Annotated in this window: 19 protein-coding genes and 1 pseudogene; 5 read left to right on the forward strand and 15 right to left on the reverse strand. The window is 66.6% G+C overall.

Going from position 1 to position 19,566, the window contains the following annotated elements:
* Positions 1–177: 177 nt before the first annotated feature.
* The 6 genes and pseudogenes from ACIGJB_RS16940 to ACIGJB_RS16965 form a co-directional block, all read right to left on the reverse strand.
* On the reverse strand, positions 178–2,343 hold the full coding sequence (locus tag ACIGJB_RS16940; protein ID WP_483733474.1) for a TonB-dependent siderophore receptor: 2,166 nt from the start codon (positions 2,341–2,343) through the stop codon (positions 178–180).
* Positions 2,344–2,642: 299 nt separating this feature from the next.
* Positions 2,643–2,824, reverse strand: a pseudogene (locus ACIGJB_RS16945) (amino acid permease); the annotation flags it as partial.
* 76 nt (positions 2,825–2,900) lie between these two features.
* A complete protein-coding gene (locus ACIGJB_RS16950; RefSeq protein ID WP_483733475.1) occupies positions 2,901–4,052 on the reverse strand; it encodes an acyl-CoA dehydrogenase family protein in 1,152 nt (383 codons plus the stop codon).
* A gap of 19 nt (positions 4,053–4,071) precedes the next feature.
* Positions 4,072–4,956: an SDR family oxidoreductase gene (locus ACIGJB_RS16955; protein WP_483733476.1), complete on the reverse strand. Its 885-nt coding sequence runs from the start codon at positions 4,954–4,956 to the stop codon at positions 4,072–4,074.
* Between the two features lie 15 nt (positions 4,957–4,971).
* Positions 4,972–5,979 carry a tripartite tricarboxylate transporter substrate binding protein gene (locus tag ACIGJB_RS16960; RefSeq protein WP_483733477.1) on the reverse strand — a complete coding sequence of 336 codons (1,008 nt, stop codon included), beginning with the start codon at positions 5,977–5,979 and terminating at the stop codon, positions 4,972–4,974.
* A gap of 15 nt (positions 5,980–5,994) precedes the next feature.
* A complete protein-coding gene (locus ACIGJB_RS16965; RefSeq protein WP_483733478.1) occupies positions 5,995–8,124 on the reverse strand; it encodes an acetate--CoA ligase family protein in 2,130 nt (709 codons plus the stop codon).
* A gap of 247 nt (positions 8,125–8,371) precedes the next feature.
* Between ACIGJB_RS16965 and ACIGJB_RS16970 the strand changes: the two genes are divergently transcribed.
* Positions 8,372–10,057, forward strand: a complete 1,686-nt coding sequence (locus tag ACIGJB_RS16970; protein ID WP_483733479.1) for a phospholipase D family protein — start codon at positions 8,372–8,374, stop codon at positions 10,055–10,057.
* A 138-nt stretch (positions 10,058–10,195) separates the two neighbouring features.
* Positions 10,196–11,281, forward strand: coding sequence for a Zn-dependent alcohol dehydrogenase (locus tag ACIGJB_RS16975; protein ID WP_483733480.1), 1,086 nt, complete (start codon positions 10,196–10,198; stop codon positions 11,279–11,281).
* 23 nt (positions 11,282–11,304) lie between these two features.
* Here ACIGJB_RS16975 and ACIGJB_RS16980 read toward each other — a convergent pair whose 3' ends face one another.
* From ACIGJB_RS16980 to ACIGJB_RS16995, 4 genes are all read right to left on the reverse strand, one after another.
* On the reverse strand, positions 11,305–12,243 hold the full coding sequence (locus ACIGJB_RS16980; RefSeq protein ID WP_483733481.1) for a LysR family transcriptional regulator: 939 nt from the start codon (positions 12,241–12,243) through the stop codon (positions 11,305–11,307).
* A gap of 199 nt (positions 12,244–12,442) precedes the next feature.
* Positions 12,443–12,829, reverse strand: coding sequence for an EF-hand domain-containing protein (locus tag ACIGJB_RS16985; RefSeq protein WP_483733482.1), 387 nt, complete (start codon positions 12,827–12,829; stop codon positions 12,443–12,445).
* A gap of 242 nt (positions 12,830–13,071) precedes the next feature.
* On the reverse strand, positions 13,072–13,578 hold the full coding sequence (locus ACIGJB_RS16990) for a DUF6630 family protein (RefSeq protein ID WP_483733483.1): 507 nt from the start codon (positions 13,576–13,578) through the stop codon (positions 13,072–13,074).
* Positions 13,579–13,606: 28 nt separating this feature from the next.
* A complete protein-coding gene (locus ACIGJB_RS16995; RefSeq protein ID WP_483733484.1) occupies positions 13,607–14,296 on the reverse strand; it encodes an ArsR/SmtB family transcription factor in 690 nt (229 codons plus the stop codon).
* Positions 14,297–14,861: 565 nt separating this feature from the next.
* Here ACIGJB_RS16995 and ACIGJB_RS17000 point away from each other — a divergent pair.
* Positions 14,862–15,317, forward strand: a complete 456-nt coding sequence (locus ACIGJB_RS17000) for a carboxymuconolactone decarboxylase family protein (protein ID WP_483733485.1) — start codon at positions 14,862–14,864, stop codon at positions 15,315–15,317.
* 51 nt (positions 15,318–15,368) lie between these two features.
* Here the strand turns inward: ACIGJB_RS17000 and ACIGJB_RS17005 are convergent, their stop codons facing one another.
* Together ACIGJB_RS17005 and ACIGJB_RS17010 are read right to left on the reverse strand one after the other, a co-directional pair.
* On the reverse strand, positions 15,369–15,797 hold the full coding sequence (locus ACIGJB_RS17005) for a GNAT family N-acetyltransferase (RefSeq protein ID WP_483733486.1): 429 nt from the start codon (positions 15,795–15,797) through the stop codon (positions 15,369–15,371).
* Between the two features lie 86 nt (positions 15,798–15,883).
* On the reverse strand, positions 15,884–16,177 hold the full coding sequence (locus ACIGJB_RS17010) for a hypothetical protein (protein WP_483733487.1): 294 nt from the start codon (positions 16,175–16,177) through the stop codon (positions 15,884–15,886).
* A gap of 332 nt (positions 16,178–16,509) precedes the next feature.
* On the opposite strand from ACIGJB_RS17010, the gene ACIGJB_RS17015 reads away from it, so the two are divergent.
* Entirely contained in the window at positions 16,510–16,740 is a 231-nt protein-coding gene (locus ACIGJB_RS17015) for a DUF2188 domain-containing protein (RefSeq protein WP_483733488.1), read from the forward strand.
* A gap of 54 nt (positions 16,741–16,794) precedes the next feature.
* Here the strand turns inward: ACIGJB_RS17015 and ACIGJB_RS17020 are convergent, their stop codons facing one another.
* Together ACIGJB_RS17020 and ACIGJB_RS17025 are read right to left on the reverse strand one after the other, a co-directional pair.
* Positions 16,795–17,076, reverse strand: a complete 282-nt coding sequence (locus tag ACIGJB_RS17020; protein ID WP_483733489.1) for a hypothetical protein — start codon at positions 17,074–17,076, stop codon at positions 16,795–16,797.
* A 107-nt stretch (positions 17,077–17,183) separates the two neighbouring features.
* Complete coding sequence (locus ACIGJB_RS17025; RefSeq protein WP_483733490.1) at positions 17,184–17,756, reverse strand: helix-turn-helix domain-containing protein; 573 nt, start codon at positions 17,754–17,756, stop codon at positions 17,184–17,186.
* Between the two features lie 106 nt (positions 17,757–17,862).
* On the opposite strand from ACIGJB_RS17025, the gene ACIGJB_RS17030 reads away from it, so the two are divergent.
* Entirely contained in the window at positions 17,863–18,390 is a 528-nt protein-coding gene (locus ACIGJB_RS17030; RefSeq protein WP_483733491.1) for an N-acetyltransferase family protein, read from the forward strand.
* Positions 18,391–18,423: 33 nt separating this feature from the next.
* Here ACIGJB_RS17030 and ACIGJB_RS17035 read toward each other — a convergent pair whose 3' ends face one another.
* Positions 18,424–19,542: an NAD(P)H-dependent flavin oxidoreductase gene (locus ACIGJB_RS17035; RefSeq protein WP_483733492.1), complete on the reverse strand. Its 1,119-nt coding sequence runs from the start codon at positions 19,540–19,542 to the stop codon at positions 18,424–18,426.
* Between the last annotated feature and the right edge of the window lie 24 nt (positions 19,543–19,566).

The following is a 19,566-nucleotide window of genomic DNA, read 5'->3' on the forward strand; positions in this document are numbered from 1 at the left end:
CGACGCGTTTTTTGGTTACTTTTTGTCGCTCGGACAAAAAGTGACTCGCAGGCTACGCCTGCGAAACGGCCACGTTTGCCAAGAGCGACGTCCCCACAATTCACAGAAGAACCCCATTTTAAGCAGTCGAAACAGCGGAACACGCCATGCACGCCCCGCGCCATCCCTCCCAAAAACTCAAAACGCCACCCGCGCCGTCAGGCTGACACTGCGCGGATCCGCCGGCTGCAGGTAGTTCTCATACTGGAAGCCCCAGTACTGCCTGTTGGTCACGTTATTCAGCGCCGCACGCAGCGTCACATCCTTGCCCGCCACGCGCGTGCTGTAGGTAGCCCCCAGATTGAACACCGTATAGCCGCCCGCCTGCAGCGTATTGGTGGCGTTGGCCTTGATGTTGCCGGTGTACTTGCCATCGACACCCAGACACAACCCCGGCACGAACGGCACGCGGTAGCTGACGCGCCCGGCCAGCACCATGTTGGGCGCTCCGGCCACGCGGTTGTCGGCGTTCGGGTTGCCCTTGTCATAGTAGGTGTCAAGGAACATCGCGCTGCCGCCGAATTCCCACTGCGCGCCGAGGCGGTACACGCCGGCCAGTTCCAGGCCCTGGTAGATCGAGGTCCCGTCCTGCTGGCGCGTCGGCACGCCGCCGCTGACGCTGTCGTACTCCGCGCCGCGCTCGATGCGGAACAGCGCGGCGGTGGCGCTCCACCTATCCTGGTCGGCCTTGACGCCAAGCTCATACTGCTTGCTGCGGATCGGGCTGAGCAACTGGCGCGCGTTGGTAAAGCCATCCGGCACGATCGAGCCAGGCTCCAGCGCTTCCACGTAGCTGGCGTACACCGTGGCGGCCGGCACCGGCTTGAACATCAGCGCCAGCGTCGGGGTGATCACGCCGTTCTTCGTGTAGCTGGACGCCACCGGTACATACCCGTTCTGCTCGAAGTTGGTCACGCGCAGACCTGCCAGCACCGACCAGCGTTCGGTGAGCTGCACGGTATCGCTGGCGAAGACCGACTTCTGCGTGATGTCGCTGTTGCGCACCTTGTTGAATGCGGTGGAACTGAAGTAGGTGTTGGTGTTGGGCGCGTAGATATTTCCCGTGCCGATCTGGCCGCCGAAACCGTTGTTGTCATAGCGGTCGATCTGCTTCTGCCACGACAGTCCCGCGACAACCTGGTGGCCGAACTGGCCGGTGCGGAACTTGCCTTCGAGCATCGCCTGCCACTGGCCCACCTGCTGGTTCTGCGCAGTGTCGTAGCGCTGGTCGGTGTAGTCGCCGGCCTGGTTCAGCAAGTTGTAGGTGCTCTCGTTGCGGTTGCGGTTGACCTTGTTGAAGCTGTAGTTGGTGCTGACCGCCCAGTCCGGATTGATCTGGTAGCGCAGCCCCGTGGTGTAGAGCTGCAGGGTGGTGTTCAGGTGCTGGTCGTTGCCCGCGAAATTTCCGATGCGCCCCGACACGTTGGCGGGCAGCGCGGTGTCGCCGTAGGACCACAAGCTGAACGACGGCATCTGGCCGGTCGAGCGGCGGTCCTGGTAGATCGAGTCAAAGGTCCAGGTCAGGTCCTTCGTCAGGCGCGCATCCAGGCCCAGCGAGACGGTGTCGCGGTTGATGTCGCGCGCGTTGTAGGGCGCGCCCTCCTCATGCGTGTAGTTGAGCCGGTAGCCGAACATATTGCCCGGGCCCGCGCGGCCACCGACGTCCACGTGCTCGCTCCAGACATTGGCGGCGCGATAACCGAGCTCGAACGCGGCGGTGAAGGTCTCGGTCGGCTTCTTGGTGACATAGTTGACGATGCCGCCCGGCGTGGCAAAGCCGTACATGAAGCCCGGCAAGCCCTTGAGCAGTTCCACCTGTTCCATGTGCTCGTACGGCAGCGTGATGCCGTAGGCAATGAACGGCAGCCCGTTGATCTTGTAGCCGTTCTGCCAGTCGACCTGCAGGCCGCGCACGGACACGTAGCTGGACCAGCTGTTGTAGCCGTTGCTGTTGTCGGTGACGGACGCGTCCATCGCGAAGACATCACCGAGCTTGCTGACCTGGCGGTCGGCCAGGTCCTCGCCGGTGACGATGGTGGTGGAGTACGGCGTGTCGAGCTGCGTGCGCGAGCCCAACGCGCCCGTGCTCGTTTTCCTGTCGAGCTGCAGCCCGGCATCGTCGACCGCGGCGGCGCTGACCGTCACGGTCGGCAGCGACGGGGCATTGGCCGGCGCTGCCTCCTGTGCCAGCGCATTGCCGACCGGGAAGCCGGTCAGGACAGCAAGCTGGGCCAGGGCGGCAAGCTGGTGGCGACGAGGCAAGGACGTCGGGCGTTTGGCGGCATGGCTGGACTGACGGGGCATTCGGATCATAAATGTTAATACAAATGCGAGTGATTCGCATTTGCGAAGATGCGAATGATGTCCGGTTGCAGGGGCTCGCGTCAAGCGGGAAGGAGCAAAAACATTGATGAAACAACCGAGAGTGTGTGCGGCATCACGGAAGGTGCGTCTTGCCTGACGTGGGACAAGGCGGCACTTGGCAGGTGCGTCGTCGCGGAAATGGCGGCCTGTTTTACTACCCTGTCCCGCTTGCGGAGAGGGGTTGGGGGAGAGGGCAGGCGCAGGCGAACACCGTGGTGCCTCGCACTTGGAACCGCCGCCTATTCAGCCGCCATCGCCGCTGCAGGATCCTGCATGGCGTCTGCTTCGGCCGTGGGCAGCGCGGGGAATTTCATGTCGGCATAGCGCACGAAGCGGGTCTTGCGTGCCATGCGGTAGCCGAGCCAGACCAGCAGGAAATCGGGATGCCGATATAGGTGGCCGTCACGCCCGCCCAGTCGATTATGAACGCCACCACGGTGACGACCTTCACCAGCGCGCACCAGTATTCGGCTTCGCCGAAGCCGCGGGAGAAGTCGCTACAGCCCAAGTTGCCGCGCCGCCAGGTCCTTCATGATCTCTTCCGCGCCGCCGCCGATCATCATCACCTTCACCTCGCGATACAGCCGTTCGACGCGGCTACCGCGCATATACCCCATGCCGCCCAGCAACTGCACCGCGCGATCGGCGCAGAACTGGAACGTGCGCGTGGCCATGTTCTTGGCCATGGCGATCTGCGCGACGGGCGCGGCGCCGTCGTCAAGGCGGCCGGCCAGGTCGTCCAGCAGCGTCCGCGTGGCTTCGATGCGCGTGGCCATGTCGACAAGCTGGTGGCGTACCACCTGGTGGTCGGCCAGCCGCTTGCCGAAGGTGTGGCGCTCGCGCGCCCACGCCAGCGCGTCGTGGAAGCACACCTGCGCATAGCCGCAGGCCGCGGCCGCCAGTGCCAGGCGCTCGTGGTTGAAGTTCTTCGTGATCGCGGCAAAGCCCTTGCCTTCCTCGCCGATCAGGTTCCCGGCCGGCACGCGGCAGTTGTCGAAGAACAGCTGCGCGGTGTCGGACGCCCACCAGCCCATCTTCTTCAGCGCGGTACGCGACAGGCCTGGCGTATCGCCTTCGACTAGCAGCAGCGATACACCGCTTGCGCCCCGGCCACCGGTGCGCACGGCCACCGTGAAGTAGTCGGCCCGCATACCCGACGTGATGTACAGCTTGGTGCCGTTGACCACGTAGTGGTCGCCATCGCGCCGCGCCGTGGTGGTCAGGTGCGCCACGTCGGAACCCGCGCCGGGTTCGGTGATGGCGAGCGCGGAGATTTTCTCGCCGGACAGGATCTGCGGCAGCACGCGCGCCTTCAGGGCTTCGCTGCCCACGGCTGCGATCGGCGGCGCGCCGATGGTGTGCGAGAACAGGCCCGAGGCAATGCCGCCGGACCCGCCCCACGCGCGCTCTTCGAACAGGATCATGCGGTAGAACGCGTCGCACGGCGCGCCACCATAGGCTTCCGGAAAGCCCGGCTGCAGCAGGCCGGCTTCGGCGGCCTTGCGGTAAAGGTCGCGCGGAAAGCCGCCGGCTTCGTCCCAAGCCTCGGCATGGGGTGCGACTTCCTTTTCGAAGAAGCGGCGCACCGATGCGCGGAACGCTTCATGCTCGGCGGTGTAGTAGCGCGGATTGGGTGGTTGCAGGACCATGTTCTCGGGCATCTTCGGCTCACTCGGCGGCGGGGGCCAGGCAATCCGGCAACTGGTACAGCGGGAAGCCGTTGAACGGCTCGGAGCGCTGGTGCGCGGGCAGCGCCCAGGTGTGCTTGGCGTTGGGCACGCCGCCATCGACGCGCAAGGTGGACCCCGTGATGAACGCCGCCGCCGGCGACAGCAGGAAGACCACCGCCGCCGAGACCTCGGCCTCGGTGCCCAGCCGCTGCAGCGGCACCTTGCGCGCGAGCTGGCGGATCTTGTCCTGAAAGGCGGGGGGATAGGTGTCGAAGCCGCTCGAGGCAATCCAGCCGGGCGCCACCGCATTGACGCGCACGCCTGAAGCGGACCACTCGCATGCCGCGGTCTCGGTAAACGACAGCATGCCCGCGCGCGCCGCGCCGGAATGCCCCATGCCGGGCATGCCGTTCCACATGTCGGCGATGATGTTGACGATGGCGCCGCCGTTGGCTTCCATCCATTGCGTGTAGCACTCGCGCGCGACCAGGAAGCCGCCGGTCAGGTTGTTGCGCACCACGGCTTCCCAGCCCTTCAGGCTGATGTCGCGCAGCGGCGACGGGAACTGGCCGCCGGCGTTGTTGAAGAGCCCGTCGATACGGCCATGCGCGGCCAGTGCATCGGCAACGGTCTGTCGCACCTGGGCCTCGTCGCGGATGTCGCACACGTGCAGCGAGATGCGCGACGCGGCGCCGGGTTCGGCATCGATGATCTCCGCGCGCACCTGTTCGAGCTTTTCAGGCTTGCGGCCGGCCAGTGCAAGGCCGGCGCCAAGACTGGCGAGTTCATGTGCGGTGCAGCGGCCGATGCCGCTGCCGCCGCCCGTGACCAGCACGGTGCGCCCGGCAAACAGCTCGCGGTGGAAGACGGAACGATATGGCATGTGTGGCTCCGAAGATCAGGGGTTGGCGCTCAGGCCGAGCCGTTTCACGAGCTTGCCCTGGCTGTCATAGCGCTGGCGCGCGAACGCGGCATAGCCGCTGCTGTCGAGATAAGCCATCTCCTGGTCGAGCCGGTCCAGCATCTGCTGCATGGCCGGCTCGTACAGGGCCTTGCGGAACGCGTCATGCAGCACCTGCACGGTCGGCGCGTCCATGCCGCGCGGCCCGGCGATGCCGAACGGCGAGGTCGAAACCATGTCAAGCCCGACGTCGCGCAGCGTGGGGACGGCCGGCCAGCGGCGCGAACGCCCGGCCGTCCACAACACCAGCCAGCGTGCCTTGCCGCTGTCGACATACGGGCCGATGCCGCCCGCGGTGACGCCCAGGTCGATGTGCCCGCCGATCATCGCCGCGATGATCTCGGACTCGCCCTTGTACGGCACGTGGTTCAGGCGGATGCCAAGCTTCTGGCCGATCTCCTCCATGGTGACGTGCATGGTGCTGTTGGTGCCCGTGGTGCCGTAGCTGATCTTGCCCGGGTTGTGCCGCGCGTCTTCCACCATGTCCTGCCACGATTTCCACGGCGCATCGGCGCGCACGGCCACGCCAAGCGAATAGCCGGTGAGGTGGATGACGTAGGTGAAGTCCTGCATCGGGTCGAACTGCGTCTTTTGCAGGTGGGGCAGGCGGAACACGGGCTCCGGCATGATCGTCAGCGTGTAGCCGTCGGGCCTGGCGCGCGCGACGACGTTGGCGCCGAGTACGCCCGCGGCGCCCGGGCGGTTCTCGACCACGACCGGCTGGCCCAGGTGCTTGCTCGCGCCGTCTGCGAGCGTGCGCACCAGCGTGTCGGTGGCACCGCCGGCCGCGAACGGCACCACCAGCGTTACCGGCCGCGCCGGAAATGCCGCCGCGTGCGCGCGGCCGGCGGCCAGCGTGCCCAGCGGCGCCAGGATGCCGAGCGCCGCTAGCGCGAGGCTGGTCCGGCGCCGGTCGTCGATGACTTCAGTCTTCTCAGCCTGCATGGTGCGCTCCCAGGGCTATGGTTCATTCGAAAGGATCAGGGCGTCCAGTGCCACTGCGCCTTGCCCTTCCGGGCGCACCAGCAGCGGGTTGACTTCCATTTCGCCGAGGCGCTCGCCCAGTGCCATGGCGGCATCGGACAGCGCCGCGATGGCGGCCGCGGCGGCCCCGATGTCGGCGGCGGGTTTGCCGCGGAAGCCGGTCATCAGGCGGTAGCCGCGCAAGCTCGACAGCATCTCGCGCGCCATGGTGCGGTCCACCGGCAGCAGGCGGTGTGCGACGTCGTGGAAGATCTCGGTGAAGATGCCGCCCAGGCCCACGGTCATGGCCGGGCCGAATACCGGGTCGCGCGTGACGCCGACGATCAGCTCGCACACGCCGCTGGCCATCTCCTGCACCAGCACGCCGCGCTGCTCGGCCTGCGGCAGCGCCCTGACCGCATTGGCGACGACTTCGCCCGCGGCCGTGCGCACCTGCTGCGCATCGGCCAGGCCCAGGCGCACGCCGCCGACTTCGGTCTTGTGCGCGATGTCCGGGCTCAGCACCTTGACCACGACCGGGTAGCCGATGCGGTCGGCGGCGCGCGCGGCGTCTTCGGGCGTGGCGGCGACCGCTTCGGCGCCGATCGGCACGCCAAAGCCGGCGAGCCACTGCTTGGCCTGGTGCTCATCCGTGGTGGCGCCCGGCAGATAGCCGGCGGTGCTGGTCGACGCCTTGGCGCGCAGGCCCATCCAGCGCGCGGTCGGCGCGGCTGTACCGAGCCACCCCACGTACGTGCCCAGCGCCTGCGCGGCGCGCGCGACGTCGGGGAACAGGGCCACGCCGGCCGCCGCCAGCCGCTGCCGGCTGGCGGGCTCGCCTGTGGTGGCAACCACGATCAGGCGGTTGGTCGTCGCGGCCACCTCGATCAGCTCGTCGGCGACGCGGTCGAGCAGGTAGGCGGTGGCGTAGAGGAAGATCACATCGGTGCCCTCATCGGCAGCCAGGTTGTCCAGCACCGCAAGCGCCAGGCCGTTGCGATTGAACAGCTGGCCCGTCATGTCCACCGGATTGGCCACGCCGCCGATTTCCGGCACGGCGGCCTGCAGGCGCTGCTGAAGCGCATCCGACAGGCGCGGCACGTCGAGACCTGCGGCGCTGAGCAGGTCGGCGGACAGCGCGCCCATGGCGCCGGACACCGACGCCACCACCACGCGGTGCCCGGCGCTGCGCTGGCGGAAGCCCGACAGGTAGGCCAGGTCCGTCAGGTGCGCCGGGTCGCGCGCCTGCATGGCGCCGAGCTGGGCGAAGGCCGCGCGGTAGATCGCCTTGTTGCCCGCCAGCACCGCCGTGTGCGATTGCGTGGCGCTGGAGCCGGCCTCGCTTTCGCCGGCCTTGAGCACGATCAGCGGCTTGCCGGCGGCGCGCAGGCGCGCGGCGGCATCAATGAACCGGGGGCCATTGCGCAGGCCTTCCACGTAACCGGCCACGGCACCGGTCTGCGCGTCATCGGCCAGGTAGTCCAGGTAGTCGGCGTAGTCCAGGCAGGCCTCGTTGCCGGTGTTGATGAACTGGTGGAAACCCACGTCCGCCTGGCGGCCGGTGGCGTAGACGATGGCGCAGACGTTCCCGCTCTGCGTCAGCAGGCTGACATGGCCCGGACCGTCCTGCGGCGGGAAGGCGCGGAAGGTGGTGGCGAACGCGGTGATCGCGCGCGTGGTCAGGTTGGCCAGGCCCATGCAGTTGGGACCGGCGATGGCCATGCCGGTTTCGCGCGCAAACGCCGCTAGTCCGGCCTGCCGGGCCACGCCCGCCTCGCCGGCTTCGGCAAAGCCCGAGGCATAGAGGATGGCCGCGCGGATACCCACGGCGTGGCAGCGCCGCAATTGCGGCAGGACCTCCTCGGCGCCGAGCGCGAGCACGGCCACGTCGGGTGCCATGGGCAGCGACTCGACATCCGGGTAGCAGGCGAGGCCGGCAATCTCCGCGTAGCGCGGGTTGACCGGATAGACCGTGCCCCGGTAGCCAAGGCGCTGCAGGTGGTCAAGCGCCACGCCGCCGATGCGGCTGGTATCGCGCGAGGCGCCGATAATGGCAATGGAAGCCGGCTCAAGCAGCCGGGACAGGGCGGCGTGGTCAGGCCGGGGCGCCGTAGCGGTAACAGTCATCTTCATCTCCATCCTTCCCGTGCCGGAAGGTGGAGCGATTCAAGCCCATGGCGGCGGCCCGCGGCAAGCATGGCGGCCCAGACTGTGCACATTGTGAACGAGGCGGGTGCGACGCTGGGGGCATGCTGCGCCGCAATGTGGCTCGGTGGCTACCTATGCCCGCGCGCAGCGGTGTATCTTGAGAGATATCGGACCCGAACGCCGTTGCGGCGAGCCGGTGCCTGCGCCGTGCCGCGGAGAAAACCCAATGCGCCTGAACTGCGATGCGTCGAGCCTGTCGCGCCTGTCGCGACCCATGCCAGGACGGGCACGCGCCTGGCAAGCCTGCTGGCGGCGCCTGGCCACCGTTGCCACGGCGGTTGCCTGCGCGGGTGTGCTGGCCGGCTGCGCCAGCTTGCCGGCCTCGGCGGAGCGCACGCCTTCAACCGCCCCGGCCGCGACCGCGACCGCGGACACGCCGCTGGGCAAGGCGCTGGCGCCGCGCCTGGCGCAGCATCCTGGCGATTCCCTGTTCTACCCGCTGTCGACGGGCCCCGACGCGCTTGCCGCGCGTCTGGCCATGGCGCGCGCGGCGCAGCGCAGCCTGGACGTGCAGACCTATATCTTCGAGCCCACCGGCACCGGCGCAGCCGTGCTCGGCGACATCATCGACGCCGCCGACCGTGGCGTTCACGTGCGCCTGCTGCTGGACGACCTGCATACCGCCGGCCTGGACAAGGTGCTGGCCGCGGTCGACTCGCATCCCAATATCGAGGTCAGGCTGTTCAACCCGTTCGCCAATCGCGGTGCGCGCTGGCTGGAGATGTTGTGGAGCTTCAGCCGGCTGGACCGCCGCATGCACAACAAGTCGATGACGGTGGACAACCAGATGTCGGTGGTGGGCGGCCGCAACATCGGGGACGCCTATTTCTCCGCGCGCTCCGACATGGATTTCAGCGACCTCGATGTGCTGATCGCGGGGCCGGCGGTGCCGCGAGTGTCGGCGGTGTTCGACCAGTACTGGAATGACCGGTCGTCGTATCCCGTGGCGGCGCTGATCCCGGAAGGTAAGGACGCGCCGGAGGAAATGCGCGCCTTGCGCAAGCGGCTCGAGGCGCGGGGTGACCAGGCCAAGGCCAGTGCCTATGTGCAGGAGCTGCTCGACTCGGGCCTGGCGAAGGGGATCGAAAGCGGCCACATGCCGGCCTATACCGGAAAGGCCACCGTCATATCCGACAAAGCGGACAAGATCACCGCGCAGACCGAGGGCGAGGGCTATGCCACGATTCGCCTCGAACGCCTGATCAGCGCCGCGAAGAACGAGGTGGTGCTGGTGTCGCCGTATTTCGTGCCGGACGATGACGGCGAGGCGTGGCTCAGTGCCATGGCGAAGCGCGGCATCCACGTGCGCATCCTGACCAACTCCTTCGCGGCCAACGATGTGAGCGCCGTGCATGCGGGCTACGCACCGCATCGCGAGGCGCTGGTGGCGGCCGGCATCGAACTGTACGAACTCAAGCCGAGCGCCAATGCCGAACTCGCGCAGCGCGGCAAGGGCGCCGGCTCAGGCTCCGGCTCGCGTTCGCGCACGTGGCTGGCATCGAGCCGCGCCAGCCTGCATGCCAAGAACTACATCGTCGACCGGCATCTGGTGTTCATCGGCTCGCTCAACATGGACCCCCGCTCGGCCAAGCTCAATACCGAGATGGGCGTGGTGCTGGACAGCGCGGCGCTGGCCGAGCGGATCCTGAAGAGCATGAACGATGACGGCCTGCTCGATATCGCCTATCGGCTCGAACTGCGCCAGAATCCGGACGGCAGTTCACGCCACCTGGTCTGGGTCACGCGCGAGCAGGGCCAGCTGAAGACCTACGACAGCGAACCGGGCATGGGTCCGCTTCAACATTTCGGCATCGGCCTCCTGCGTGTGCTCCCGATCAAGGAAGAGCTCTGAGCGGGCGGCGGATGCTGCACAGCGTCTTACATGAATCTCCGATCGGCGGTAATGTCGGCCGTTGCGCCCCGGAACCACTGACGGCCGTCCGTACTGCTTTCGGGCAGCATCGCGCGCGGCCCGTACGCAAGGAGATCCATGAAAGCCGCTGTCCTGCATCAACCGAAGTCCCCCCTGATGATCGAAGACGTTGCCATCGGCAAGCCCGGCCCGCATGAGGTGCTGGTGCGCACCGCAGCCGTCGGCGTGTGCCATTCCGATCTGCACTTCGTCGACGGTTCCTACCCCTATCCCATGCCCGCGGTGCTCGGCCACGAGGCCGCCGGCGTGGTGGAGCAGGTCGGCGAACTGGTGCGCACGGTCCGCCCCGGCGACCACGTGATCAGCTGCCTGTCGGCCTATTGCGGCCATTGCGAGCACTGCCTGACCGGCCACCTGTCGCTGTGCACCGAGCCCGATACGCGCCGCGGCGAAAACGAGGCCCCGCGCCTGACGGCCCGCCACGGCGGCTTGATGAACCAGTTCCTCAACCTTTCCGCGTTTGCCGAGCAGATGCTCGTGCACGAGCATGCGCTGGTGGCCATCCGCCGCGATATGCCGCTGGACCGCGCCGCGCTGATCGGCTGCGCCGTCACCACCGGCTTTGGCGCGGTGGTGCATACCGCGCGCGTGCAGCCGGGCGAAACCGTGGCGGTGATCGGCTGCGGTGGCATCGGGCTGGCCACCATCAACGGCGCGGCCATTGCCGGGGCGGGGCGCATCATCGCCATCGACCGCGTGCCGGGCAAGCTGGCGCTGGCGCGGCAGTTCGGGGCCACCGACGTCGTCGAGGCCGGCGACGATACGGTGGACGCCGTACGCGCGCTGACCGGGGGCGGCGTGCATCATGCGTTCGAGGCCATCGGCCTCAAGCAGACCACCGAGCAGGCCTTCGCGATGCTGCGCCGCGGCGGCACCGCCACGGTGATCGGCATGATCGCGCCAGGCGTGAAGATCGAGCTCAAGGGCAGCGACTTCCTCTCCGAGAAAAAGATCCAGGGCTCGCTGATGGGGTCCAACCGCTTTCCGGTGGACATGCCGCGCATGGTCGATTTCTACATGGCGGGGCGCCTGAAGCTGGACGAACTGATTTCGCGGCGCCTGCCGCTGGAAGAGATCAACGGCGCGTTCGATGAGCTGCGCCGGGGTGAACTGGCGCGCTCGGTGGTGGTGTTCGGGGATTGAAGGGGTTTGCGGGCAGGCCGGTGTCAGGCCTGTACCGTCTCCCGCTTCCTGGCCGCCGGCCGCCGCGTCTCGGGCACGCCCAGCGTCTGTTCCAGCACATCGAGGAACACGCGCACGCTGGCCGGCATCAGCTTGCGCGCGGGCATCAGCACGTAGACTTTCAGCGGCGATGACGCATAGGCGGGCAGCACGCGCACCAGCTGCCCCTGCCGGATCTGCTCCTGCACGAAGCGCGGCGACAGCCGCGCGACGCCCAGGCCATCGATGGCGGCCTTCAGGCGCAGTTCGGCGTTATGCGTGCAGATGCGCGGCTCGACATCCAGTCGCGCGGTTTCGATGTCGTCGCGCAGGAATTCCCAGATATGGTCATCGGTGTTGCCGAGCGTGGGCCAGCCTGCCAGGTCTTGCGGGGTGCGCGGCAGGCCGCGGTCGCGGATCAGGGAAGGCGCGGCATAGAAGCCGCGCTCGATCAGCACGACGCGCTTGCTGGCGAACGAGGTGTCCTGCAGCCGCGTGTTGGTCATGACGAAGGCCAGGTCGTAGCCGTGGCGGATCAGGTCGGGCTGGTCCCAGCTCACATCCACATGGATGCGCAGGCGCGGATGCAGCCGCATCAGGCGGCTCAGCCCCTCGGACAGGTGCTGCGACCCGACTTCGTACGGCGTGGAGATGCGCAGCACGCCGCTGACTTCGCTGCTGACGGACGCCGCTTCCGCGCTGATCTCATGCAGCTCGGCGAACAGCGGCGCCACGCGGTCATAGAGCCGCTGGCCGCGTTCGGTCACGCGCACGCGCCGCGTGGTGCGCTCGAACAGGCGTACGCCAAGCTGGCTTTCCAGCCGCGCCACCGCCGCACTGGCCGATGACTTGGGCACCTCGGCCAGTTCGGCCCCCTGCGTGAAGCCGCCGCCTTCCACCACGCGGCAGAAAATCTCCCAGTCTTTCCATTCGATTGTCTTCATGCGGGGGCTCCGGCGTCAGCGGCGCCCCTGAAGATTGCGGTCATCCTCTGGCTGAGGTGGCGGGGGCGTTTGCGGCCCGATTGTCCCACAGTGTGGACAATGGCGCAGCGCTGGAAACCGCGCCCCGAGCATGAAGGACTTCATCCTCGCTGTGGGGAATCGCCGTGCGGCGATTCCCCACAGGACGGATCACCGATGGCTAGTTGACGATCGGGTTCTTCTTCTGCATATCGTCCTTGATCGCTTTCGACCACACCGCGCCGACCTGGCGCTCGGTCACGTAGCCGCGCTTGCGGGTGTCGATCTTGTCGAAGCGCTTGTAGACCTCGGGCATGCCGGCCTGGGCTTCGTCGCGGGTCAGCTTGCCGTCATGATTGGTGTCGGCTTGCTTGAAACGCTCGGAGAACCACTTCTTCCGGTCGCCCGGCGTCATGCCCGCCGGCGGTTGCGGGACTTCGTTGACGTCAGTGGCGGGCGCAACGGCCGCCGGTGCCTGCGGTTGGGAAGACTGTGCACCGACGCTCGCGCTGGCAAGGCCGATGGCCAGGACCAGGGCACTACTGGCAATGAAGCTGAACCGGACCATATTGTTCTCCTCTTCCATTTTCATTGGTGTTGCACCGGATGAGCCCGGCGCGCCGGTGCCGCATACCCTACAAATTGCGGTACCGCGTTCAGTCTAGGTCGGCTGCAAACGATGGACAAATGATTCGCGCGTCTTCAGGCGTTTCTCGCGGATTGCTTTATTGGGACATTGCCTTGTCTTGCGACATAGTTCTCCGCAGAAGCGCAAGGCAATCACCGCAAGCTTCGCGCCGGACAACGGTGTCAGTAAGGCTGATCGCCGGGACGGATGGCGAGACCGAGCGTTTCGGCGATATCCGTCATGTCTTCGTCGTCCTCGCTGCGCGTGATCCAGCCGCCGTAGGCGTCGCCGTCCGTGTCCCAGTTCCACAAGGTGTAGCCGGCCACGCGCAGTTGCTGGTGGGCCAGTTCCATCAGTTCGGGCACGCTGGTGTTGTCGAGGAAGTTCTCGTCCTCGGGGTCGTCGGTGCCCCAGTCGATCTCCAGGTCCATGCGCTCGCAAAGCTGGTTCATGCAGCCGATAAAGGACTCGCAGTCCTTCCAGTCGACGTAGAAGCCCGACTGCCAGTCGATCACCTCGCGGATCACCCACAGCAGTTCCTGGCCCTCGGTGTCGTCGTCCTCGGCGTCCAGCAGCGCGTCGGAGAACAGCGCCACCTGCGCCTCGGTCTGGGCGATGTCGCCAAGGTTGATCAGCGCGAAGAAGCGGTGGAGGGCGTCCTGTGTATCGTCGTCCAGTGGTGTGACCATGTTCTGTTTCCTTGTTTGTTCTTGCTATTCAGCCCGCGATGCCGACGATCTCGCGCTGGCCGCGCGGCGTGACCCGCAGCGCGCGCGATGCCGGCTTGGCCTCGACCCAGCCGCGCTGCAGCAGGGTGCCAAGCAGTGCCGCGCCCAGCGCGCCGCCAAGATGCGGCTTGCGCTCGCTCCAGTCGGGGCAGGTACAGGCGAACTGGCGCCGTTTGCGGCGCGCGGCGTCCACGTCGATGCCCAGCCGCGACATCGCCTGCGTGCCATCGCCGCTCAGGTCCACGGCATTGCCGTCGACCACGAGCCAGCCCGCGCGCGTCATGCGCTCGAACAGCCCGACCGCGAGCTCGCCGGCGAGGTGATCGTAGCAGGTGCGCGCCTGCCTGAGCGCGGGCGGCGCAGTACGCGACACCGGCACATCGCGCAACCGCGGCGGCCGGCTCGCCAGCGAGGCCGAGGCCAGCGCCTCGATGGCGACACCGATCTCGGGTGCGGCCAGCCGGTAGTAGCGGTTGCGCCCGCGCGTCTCGACGGCGAGCAGGCCACCCTCGCTGAGCCGGGCCAGGTGCCCGCTGGCCGATGACGCGGACAGGCCCGCGATCAGCGCCAGCTCGCCGGCGGGCCGCGCGCTGCCATCCATCAGTGCCCACAACATGGCTGCGCGGCCGGGGTCGGCTAGAAGGCTGGCCAGCTGGCTGATGCCGGGGGTGTATTCCATGGTTTGGTGGGGGGAAGGGTGGGATGGAGTATAGGCGCTGGCTGAAGGTGGCTGAGCTCGGAAATTTAAACGCCGTTTGCACATTAAAAGCCGTTCTGAACATCAAAGCGCTTTCGTGAACAAAAGTGTGCTTTCCAAACGTATGGGTCGCACCGAGTCCCCTTGACGAGCCGCCGCGTGCGGGTATCACTCCATCCCTCCCTCTATTGCTAGGTTGCTTGGCCCCTCACAATGTTGTCTCCATACGGATCGTTGCGGCGGTACTTCGCCCTCACGGCTCGCATCGGCGGATTCTCTTCCACCAAATGATGCTTCTGAAAGCTTGAGCTGAAGTGAGCCTTTGCTAATTCCTCAGGTAAATACGCTGTGCCGCGCCATACCAAGCGCCACGCTAGAACTTCGGCAGGGTTTGTCACAACGTACACCGGATGGTCGGCCGCCACCCGGAGCTTAGGCACCGTCACGAAGCCATCGATCGGGCGTGGGACACGAACCTCATCTCCCTTTTTGTCCCAACCAAGCCAGTGACACGGCACTGACGATTCACGACAAGTAGGAGAATGAAATGAGATTGGATTACACCAAAGCATCACCAGGCGGTGTCAAGGCGTTTGGCGGCGTGTATGGCTATGTCATGCAATCCGGCCTCGACGACGTTCTTGTCGAACTCGTCTACCTGCGCGTCAGCCAGATCAACGGGTGCGCGTATTGTCTCGATATGCATACCCGTGACCTTGCCAAAAAGGGCATCTCGCTGGCAAAGCTCGCGCTCGTGCAAGCCTGGCATGAAGCGGGGCCGCTGTTCAGCGACCGCGAAAAGGCGGCACTGGCATGGGCCGAGTCCGTTACCCTGGTGGCGGACACGCATGTGCCCGAGGAGGACTTCAAAACCGCGGCCGCGGTGTTCAGCGAGAAGGAACTTGCTGACCTCACAGTCGCGATCAGCCTGATGAACGCTTATAACCGGCTTGCCATCAGCTTCCGCCGCGAACCGGATTCCGCGTTGGCTGCAAAGAACTGAGGCTTTAGGCGTCTTCGGGGGCGAACCTTCGCCTTCACGGACGCCGGCTTGTTATAAAGCCGTTTGCATCAGCGTGCCAATATCTTCCGAGCCGTGGCCGACTTCGTTCGCGGGGCTGATCGAAGACGGAAGGTCGGCGATGCCGATCGGCGCAAATCCGAGACGCGCAAAATAGCCCGACGCAGTGGTTGTCTGCAACACGATAGTTTCGATACCTTGCTGCCGGGCAGCGGCAACGATAGCGGAAAGAAGAAGTTCGCCCAGCCCAGCCGATCTTGCACGTTGCGCAACGGCGAGCGCGCGAAGCACGCCCGTCGTTTCGTGTCGCTCCATACCCACGCAGCCGAGCAGTCCCGACTTGTCGCGAGCAATCATGTACTGTGTGATGTGGTCGTGGCGTCCCTCGGCGGACAGGCTGGAAGCACGCAAGAGGGCTTCGATATCCGGCCAGTCCGCTTCAGTCGCATAGTGTGGACGCATGATGCACCCCTTCCGACAAACGCGCCCTTTAATGCTACGTTTGTCGCGCCTGTTCCGCCTGTAGGGATTGCTCTTAGGTAGATTTGCTAGCCTTGCCGATCGTGGCATGGCTGAAGCCGGTCACGTGCCGCAGCCAAATCGCCCAGCATCTTCCTGTACCGCCGCTCCTCCCCGAGCGTGCGGCACAGCAAGCGCAACACCAGCACCTGCAGATGGGGCGAGTATCCCTTTCCTTGAATATCGCGGATATGGCCAATTTGCCACCGGATATCGGCGCGCAGTTTCTCGATCTCGCGATCGAGCCATTCGACTTCCGATGTCTCGTGCTGTTTTCGACCGGATGCGCACTCGTTACCCGCGGTGGGGCGTGTCTCTCCCATGTCGTTCTCCGGTAGGCGGATACACCGGGCACCGCATCAACCGTTCCGAGCGGCAAGCCGGGCGTCGCGGCATGCTCTTTGCACAAGCGTCCCACATACGTCCATCGAGCGAGTGATTGCCATGACGCAAGGGAAGCCTCCGGGCCGCATCCGCGGCAAAGGCTCACCCCGGCAGGAGGTTGGGCGAGGGGCGAAGCGTTGGCGTCGTGGCCGGTGCGCAGTCGTGCACCGTCTTGAATATCACGTCTGTACGACCTACAAGCCGGCGCAAAAAGGATGGACCGGCGCACGCCGTGGCCTCGCCCCGACGCCGCGAACAGCAGGAGATAGACATGGAAACGCACAACGTCCACATTGTCCCGACCCGGAATAACGGATGGGCTGTCGCGGTGGAGGGCACCGACGGCGCGACCTCGCATTACCCGTCACAGGAAGAAGCGATCGCGGCGGGCTCGGTCAAGGCCAGGCAGGACAAGGTCGAGCTGGTCGTTCATGGCGCCGACGGTGCGGTTCAGCGGACGCCAGTGACGCCTGGCCCCCAGCGGCTGCCAGACAAGCCCTGATAGCGGCACAGCGCCGCGTGGGCGGCCGTGCCGCGCTTGCGGCGCTCGCATCGGTCACGGCTCGACGCGCGGTAGCGCTGGGGCGCCGTGCGCCATGCCGCCCTGGTGCCGGTTGTCGTGATCGGCCAGGATTTCCAGCATCAGCGCCCGGTGCTGTCGCGTCACCGCGACCGAGCTGCGGAGCACCGCGAGGAGCTTGCGTGCCAGCTCGGTGTCGTGCCCGTCGCCGTGCAACGCCCTGACCAGCGTGATCTGACGCCGAACTCGCTCGCGCCCATCCCTGATATGTCGATCTGCCACTTCGAGTTCCTGTACTTCGTGTCCGATATCGAACATGGCGAGCTCCGCGACAACCGTCCTCCCAATCAATGATAGTGCCGCCATCCCGAACAATGGATCGGGGGCAGGCCGGTATCCCCGAGGCGACATGGAACGGCCGGTGCCTAACGCCGGACTAGGGCCACGACGTAGCTGCAGGGTTTTTTTCCCGGGTTAAAGAAGGTGCATGGCGCGGGCGGCCCGAGTTGCAGGCAGTCGCCCGCTTGAAGTTCGTGCGTGATCGCGCCTTCCTCGAACACGAGCGCGCCATGGCGCACCCAGATTTGCTGATGCATGAACGTAAACGCGGATGACGGATACGAAACGCGTGCGTTCGCGGGCAGCGTGACCTCTACCAGTTCAAGCAGGCTGCCGCTACGCGGCGAGACCGCGCGCCGGGTGTAGCCGGTCTCGGGATCGGTCCAGACCGGCTGGTCCGCGGCGCGGCTCAGGCGCTCGCCGGCCTGCTCGGCCAGCGCGAGCAGCATGGAAAGCGGCAGGCCGAACGCGCCGGACAGTTTTCCCAGCACGGTCGCGGTGGGACTCGCTTCGCCGCGCTCGATCTTGCTGATCATGGCCTTCGACACGCCGGAGCGTTCCGCAAGTTCCGATAACGACCACTCGCGCGCTTCGCGCTCGATGCGCACACGCGTGGAGATGGCAAAGGTGGGGTCCGGTGGCGCTGGATTCACAAGCATATGGTGTGATGGCACGACCGCTCGGATGCGCGATCGCAGTGTGTTTTCAATATCCACTATAGTGGACGTTAGGCTATCATACGAGAAATCGATTTGGAGAGGCGCAATGAAGATTCGCGACGCAAGCCCTGACGACATGCCCGCGGTCACGGTGATCTACAACGATGCCGTGGCCAATACGACCGCCATCTGGAACGAGATTCCGGTCGATACGGCGAATCGCGTCGAATGGCTTGCCGCACGCCGGAAGTCGGGCTATCCCGTGCTGGTCGCGGTCGATGACGATGCCGGCGTGGTCGGCTATGCGTCCTTCGGCGAGTGGCGCGCGTTCGACGGCTACCGGCACACCGTGGAGCATTCCGTTTATGTCCGCTCGGACCAGCGGCGCAAGGGCATCGCCGAAGCGCTCATGTCGGCGCTGATCGAGCGCGCGCGCGCGCTCGGCAAGCACGTCATGGTGGCCGCGATCGAGGCGCAGAACGCCAGTTCCATTCGCCTGCATGAAAAGCTTGGCTTCACGCAGGTCGGGTTGCTGCCGGAGGTGGGGACCAAGTTCGGCAAATGGCTGGATCTTGCCTTCCTGCAGATCGTGCTGGATCAGCGGTCGGATCCCGACGGGGCTGCCAAGGCGTAAGGACGCCTCGGCGCCACCCTGATCGATGGCGGGCTAGGCCAGCGCGCCTTGCATGGCATTCAACCCGTCGATCGCCTGCTTCAATTCGGCCTTCAACTGGCTGACCAGCTCGGCAGCGGGCAGCTGCCGCGCCAGCGCAGCCGCCTGGCCCGCCCATTGCGCGGCGTAGTCGCTGTTGCCTTTCGCCTTGGCCGCCGCGTGCAATGCCTTGCCGGCGTCGTAGGTGTTCGGATAGTCGGGGATGGCCGGGGCATCGGGGGCCGCGCCGAGTTCGGTGAGGCGGTTCCTGAAGCCGCGTGCCGCGCGGCCCGAAATGGCGCGGGTCAGCGTGGTAGAGCGCGCGGGCTGCGCGGAGAAGGCGGCGCGGTAGGCCGCGTCGGCCGCGGATTCCGCGCAGCCGACAAACGCCGTGCCCATTTGCGCGGCCTGGGCGCCGAGCGCCAGCACCGCGGCAATGCCCGCACCGTCCATGATGCCGCCGGCGGCGATCACAGGCAGGCGCGTGTGCCGGGCCAGGACGCGCACGAGCGCCAGCGTGCCGAGACCTTCGTCGTAGCCGGCCGGATCAAAGACGCCGCGGTGACCGCCGGCCTCAATGCCCTGCGCGACGATCGCGTCGATGCCCGCGGCTTCGATCCGCCGCGCCTCCTGCAACGACGTGGCGCTGGCCAGCAGCACGATGCCCGCCGCATGCAGCGCATCGATCGTCTGCTGCGCGGGCAGGCCGAAGTGGAAGCTCACCACCGCCGGCTTTTCTTCCAGCAACATCTGGAACATGGCGTCGTCGCCGACAAAGGTCTTGTAGATTTCGCGCAGGCTTGCCGGGGGCGTTGCGCCGTACTCGGCGAAGCGCGGGGCCAGGTAATCGAGCCACGCCCGCTCGCGCGCGGCATTGGCCACCGCGGGGACATGGCAGAACACGTTGATGTTGAATGGCTTGCCGGTCAGCGCGCGCGTCTCGCGAATGGCCTTGCGCGCGCCATCGGCGTCCATGGCGCCGACGCCGAGCGAGCCGAGTCCGCCCGCCTCCGACACGGCAGCGGCCATGGCCGGGGTGCTGACGCCGGCCATCGGCGCCTGGATGATCGGCGTGGCGATACCGAGCAGCGCAAGCAGGCTGCGGGTATTGCCGGAACGTGTTGTGGTGTCCATGACGGTGATTCCCTGTTGAGGTCG

This window comes from Cupriavidus sp. C2SS-8b (assembly GCF_057073745.1).

What these genes read in the sequence shown, in the direction of transcription:
- ACIGJB_RS16970 (WP_483733479.1), top strand. Translation starts at nt 8,372, where the DNA reads ATGCGCCTGAACTGCGATGCGTCGAGCCTGTCGCGCCTGTCGCGACCC.
- ACIGJB_RS17015 (WP_483733488.1), top strand. Translation starts at nt 16,510, where the DNA reads ATGGAAACGCACAACGTCCACATTGTCCCGACCCGGAATAACGGATGG.
- ACIGJB_RS17000 (WP_483733485.1), top strand. Translation starts at nt 14,862, where the DNA reads ATGAGATTGGATTACACCAAAGCATCACCAGGCGGTGTCAAGGCGTTT.
- ACIGJB_RS16940 (WP_483733474.1), bottom strand. Translation starts at nt 2,343, where the DNA reads ATGCCCCGTCAGTCCAGCCATGCCGCCAAACGCCCGACGTCCTTGCCT.
- ACIGJB_RS16975 (WP_483733480.1), top strand. Translation starts at nt 10,196, where the DNA reads ATGAAAGCCGCTGTCCTGCATCAACCGAAGTCCCCCCTGATGATCGAA.
- ACIGJB_RS16985 (WP_483733482.1), bottom strand. Translation starts at nt 12,829, where the DNA reads ATGGTCCGGTTCAGCTTCATTGCCAGTAGTGCCCTGGTCCTGGCCATC.
- ACIGJB_RS16990 (WP_483733483.1), bottom strand. Translation starts at nt 13,578, where the DNA reads ATGGTCACACCACTGGACGACGATACACAGGACGCCCTCCACCGCTTC.
- ACIGJB_RS17025 (WP_483733490.1), bottom strand. Translation starts at nt 17,756, where the DNA reads ATGCTTGTGAATCCAGCGCCACCGGACCCCACCTTTGCCATCTCCACG.
- ACIGJB_RS17010 (WP_483733487.1), bottom strand. Translation starts at nt 16,177, where the DNA reads ATGGGAGAGACACGCCCCACCGCGGGTAACGAGTGCGCATCCGGTCGA.
- ACIGJB_RS17035 (WP_483733492.1), bottom strand. Translation starts at nt 19,542, where the DNA reads ATGGACACCACAACACGTTCCGGCAATACCCGCAGCCTGCTTGCGCTG.
- ACIGJB_RS16965 (WP_483733478.1), bottom strand. Translation starts at nt 8,124, where the DNA reads ATGACTGTTACCGCTACGGCGCCCCGGCCTGACCACGCCGCCCTGTCC.
- ACIGJB_RS17005 (WP_483733486.1), bottom strand. Translation starts at nt 15,797, where the DNA reads ATGCGTCCACACTATGCGACTGAAGCGGACTGGCCGGATATCGAAGCC.
- ACIGJB_RS16950 (WP_483733475.1), bottom strand. Translation starts at nt 4,052, where the DNA reads ATGGTCCTGCAACCACCCAATCCGCGCTACTACACCGCCGAGCATGAA.
- ACIGJB_RS17030 (WP_483733491.1), top strand. Translation starts at nt 17,863, where the DNA reads ATGAAGATTCGCGACGCAAGCCCTGACGACATGCCCGCGGTCACGGTG.
- ACIGJB_RS16960 (WP_483733477.1), bottom strand. Translation starts at nt 5,979, where the DNA reads ATGCAGGCTGAGAAGACTGAAGTCATCGACGACCGGCGCCGGACCAGC.
- ACIGJB_RS17020 (WP_483733489.1), bottom strand. Translation starts at nt 17,076, where the DNA reads ATGTTCGATATCGGACACGAAGTACAGGAACTCGAAGTGGCAGATCGA.
- ACIGJB_RS16995 (WP_483733484.1), bottom strand. Translation starts at nt 14,296, where the DNA reads ATGGAATACACCCCCGGCATCAGCCAGCTGGCCAGCCTTCTAGCCGAC.
- ACIGJB_RS16955 (WP_483733476.1), bottom strand. Translation starts at nt 4,956, where the DNA reads ATGCCATATCGTTCCGTCTTCCACCGCGAGCTGTTTGCCGGGCGCACC.
- ACIGJB_RS16980 (WP_483733481.1), bottom strand. Translation starts at nt 12,243, where the DNA reads ATGAAGACAATCGAATGGAAAGACTGGGAGATTTTCTGCCGCGTGGTG.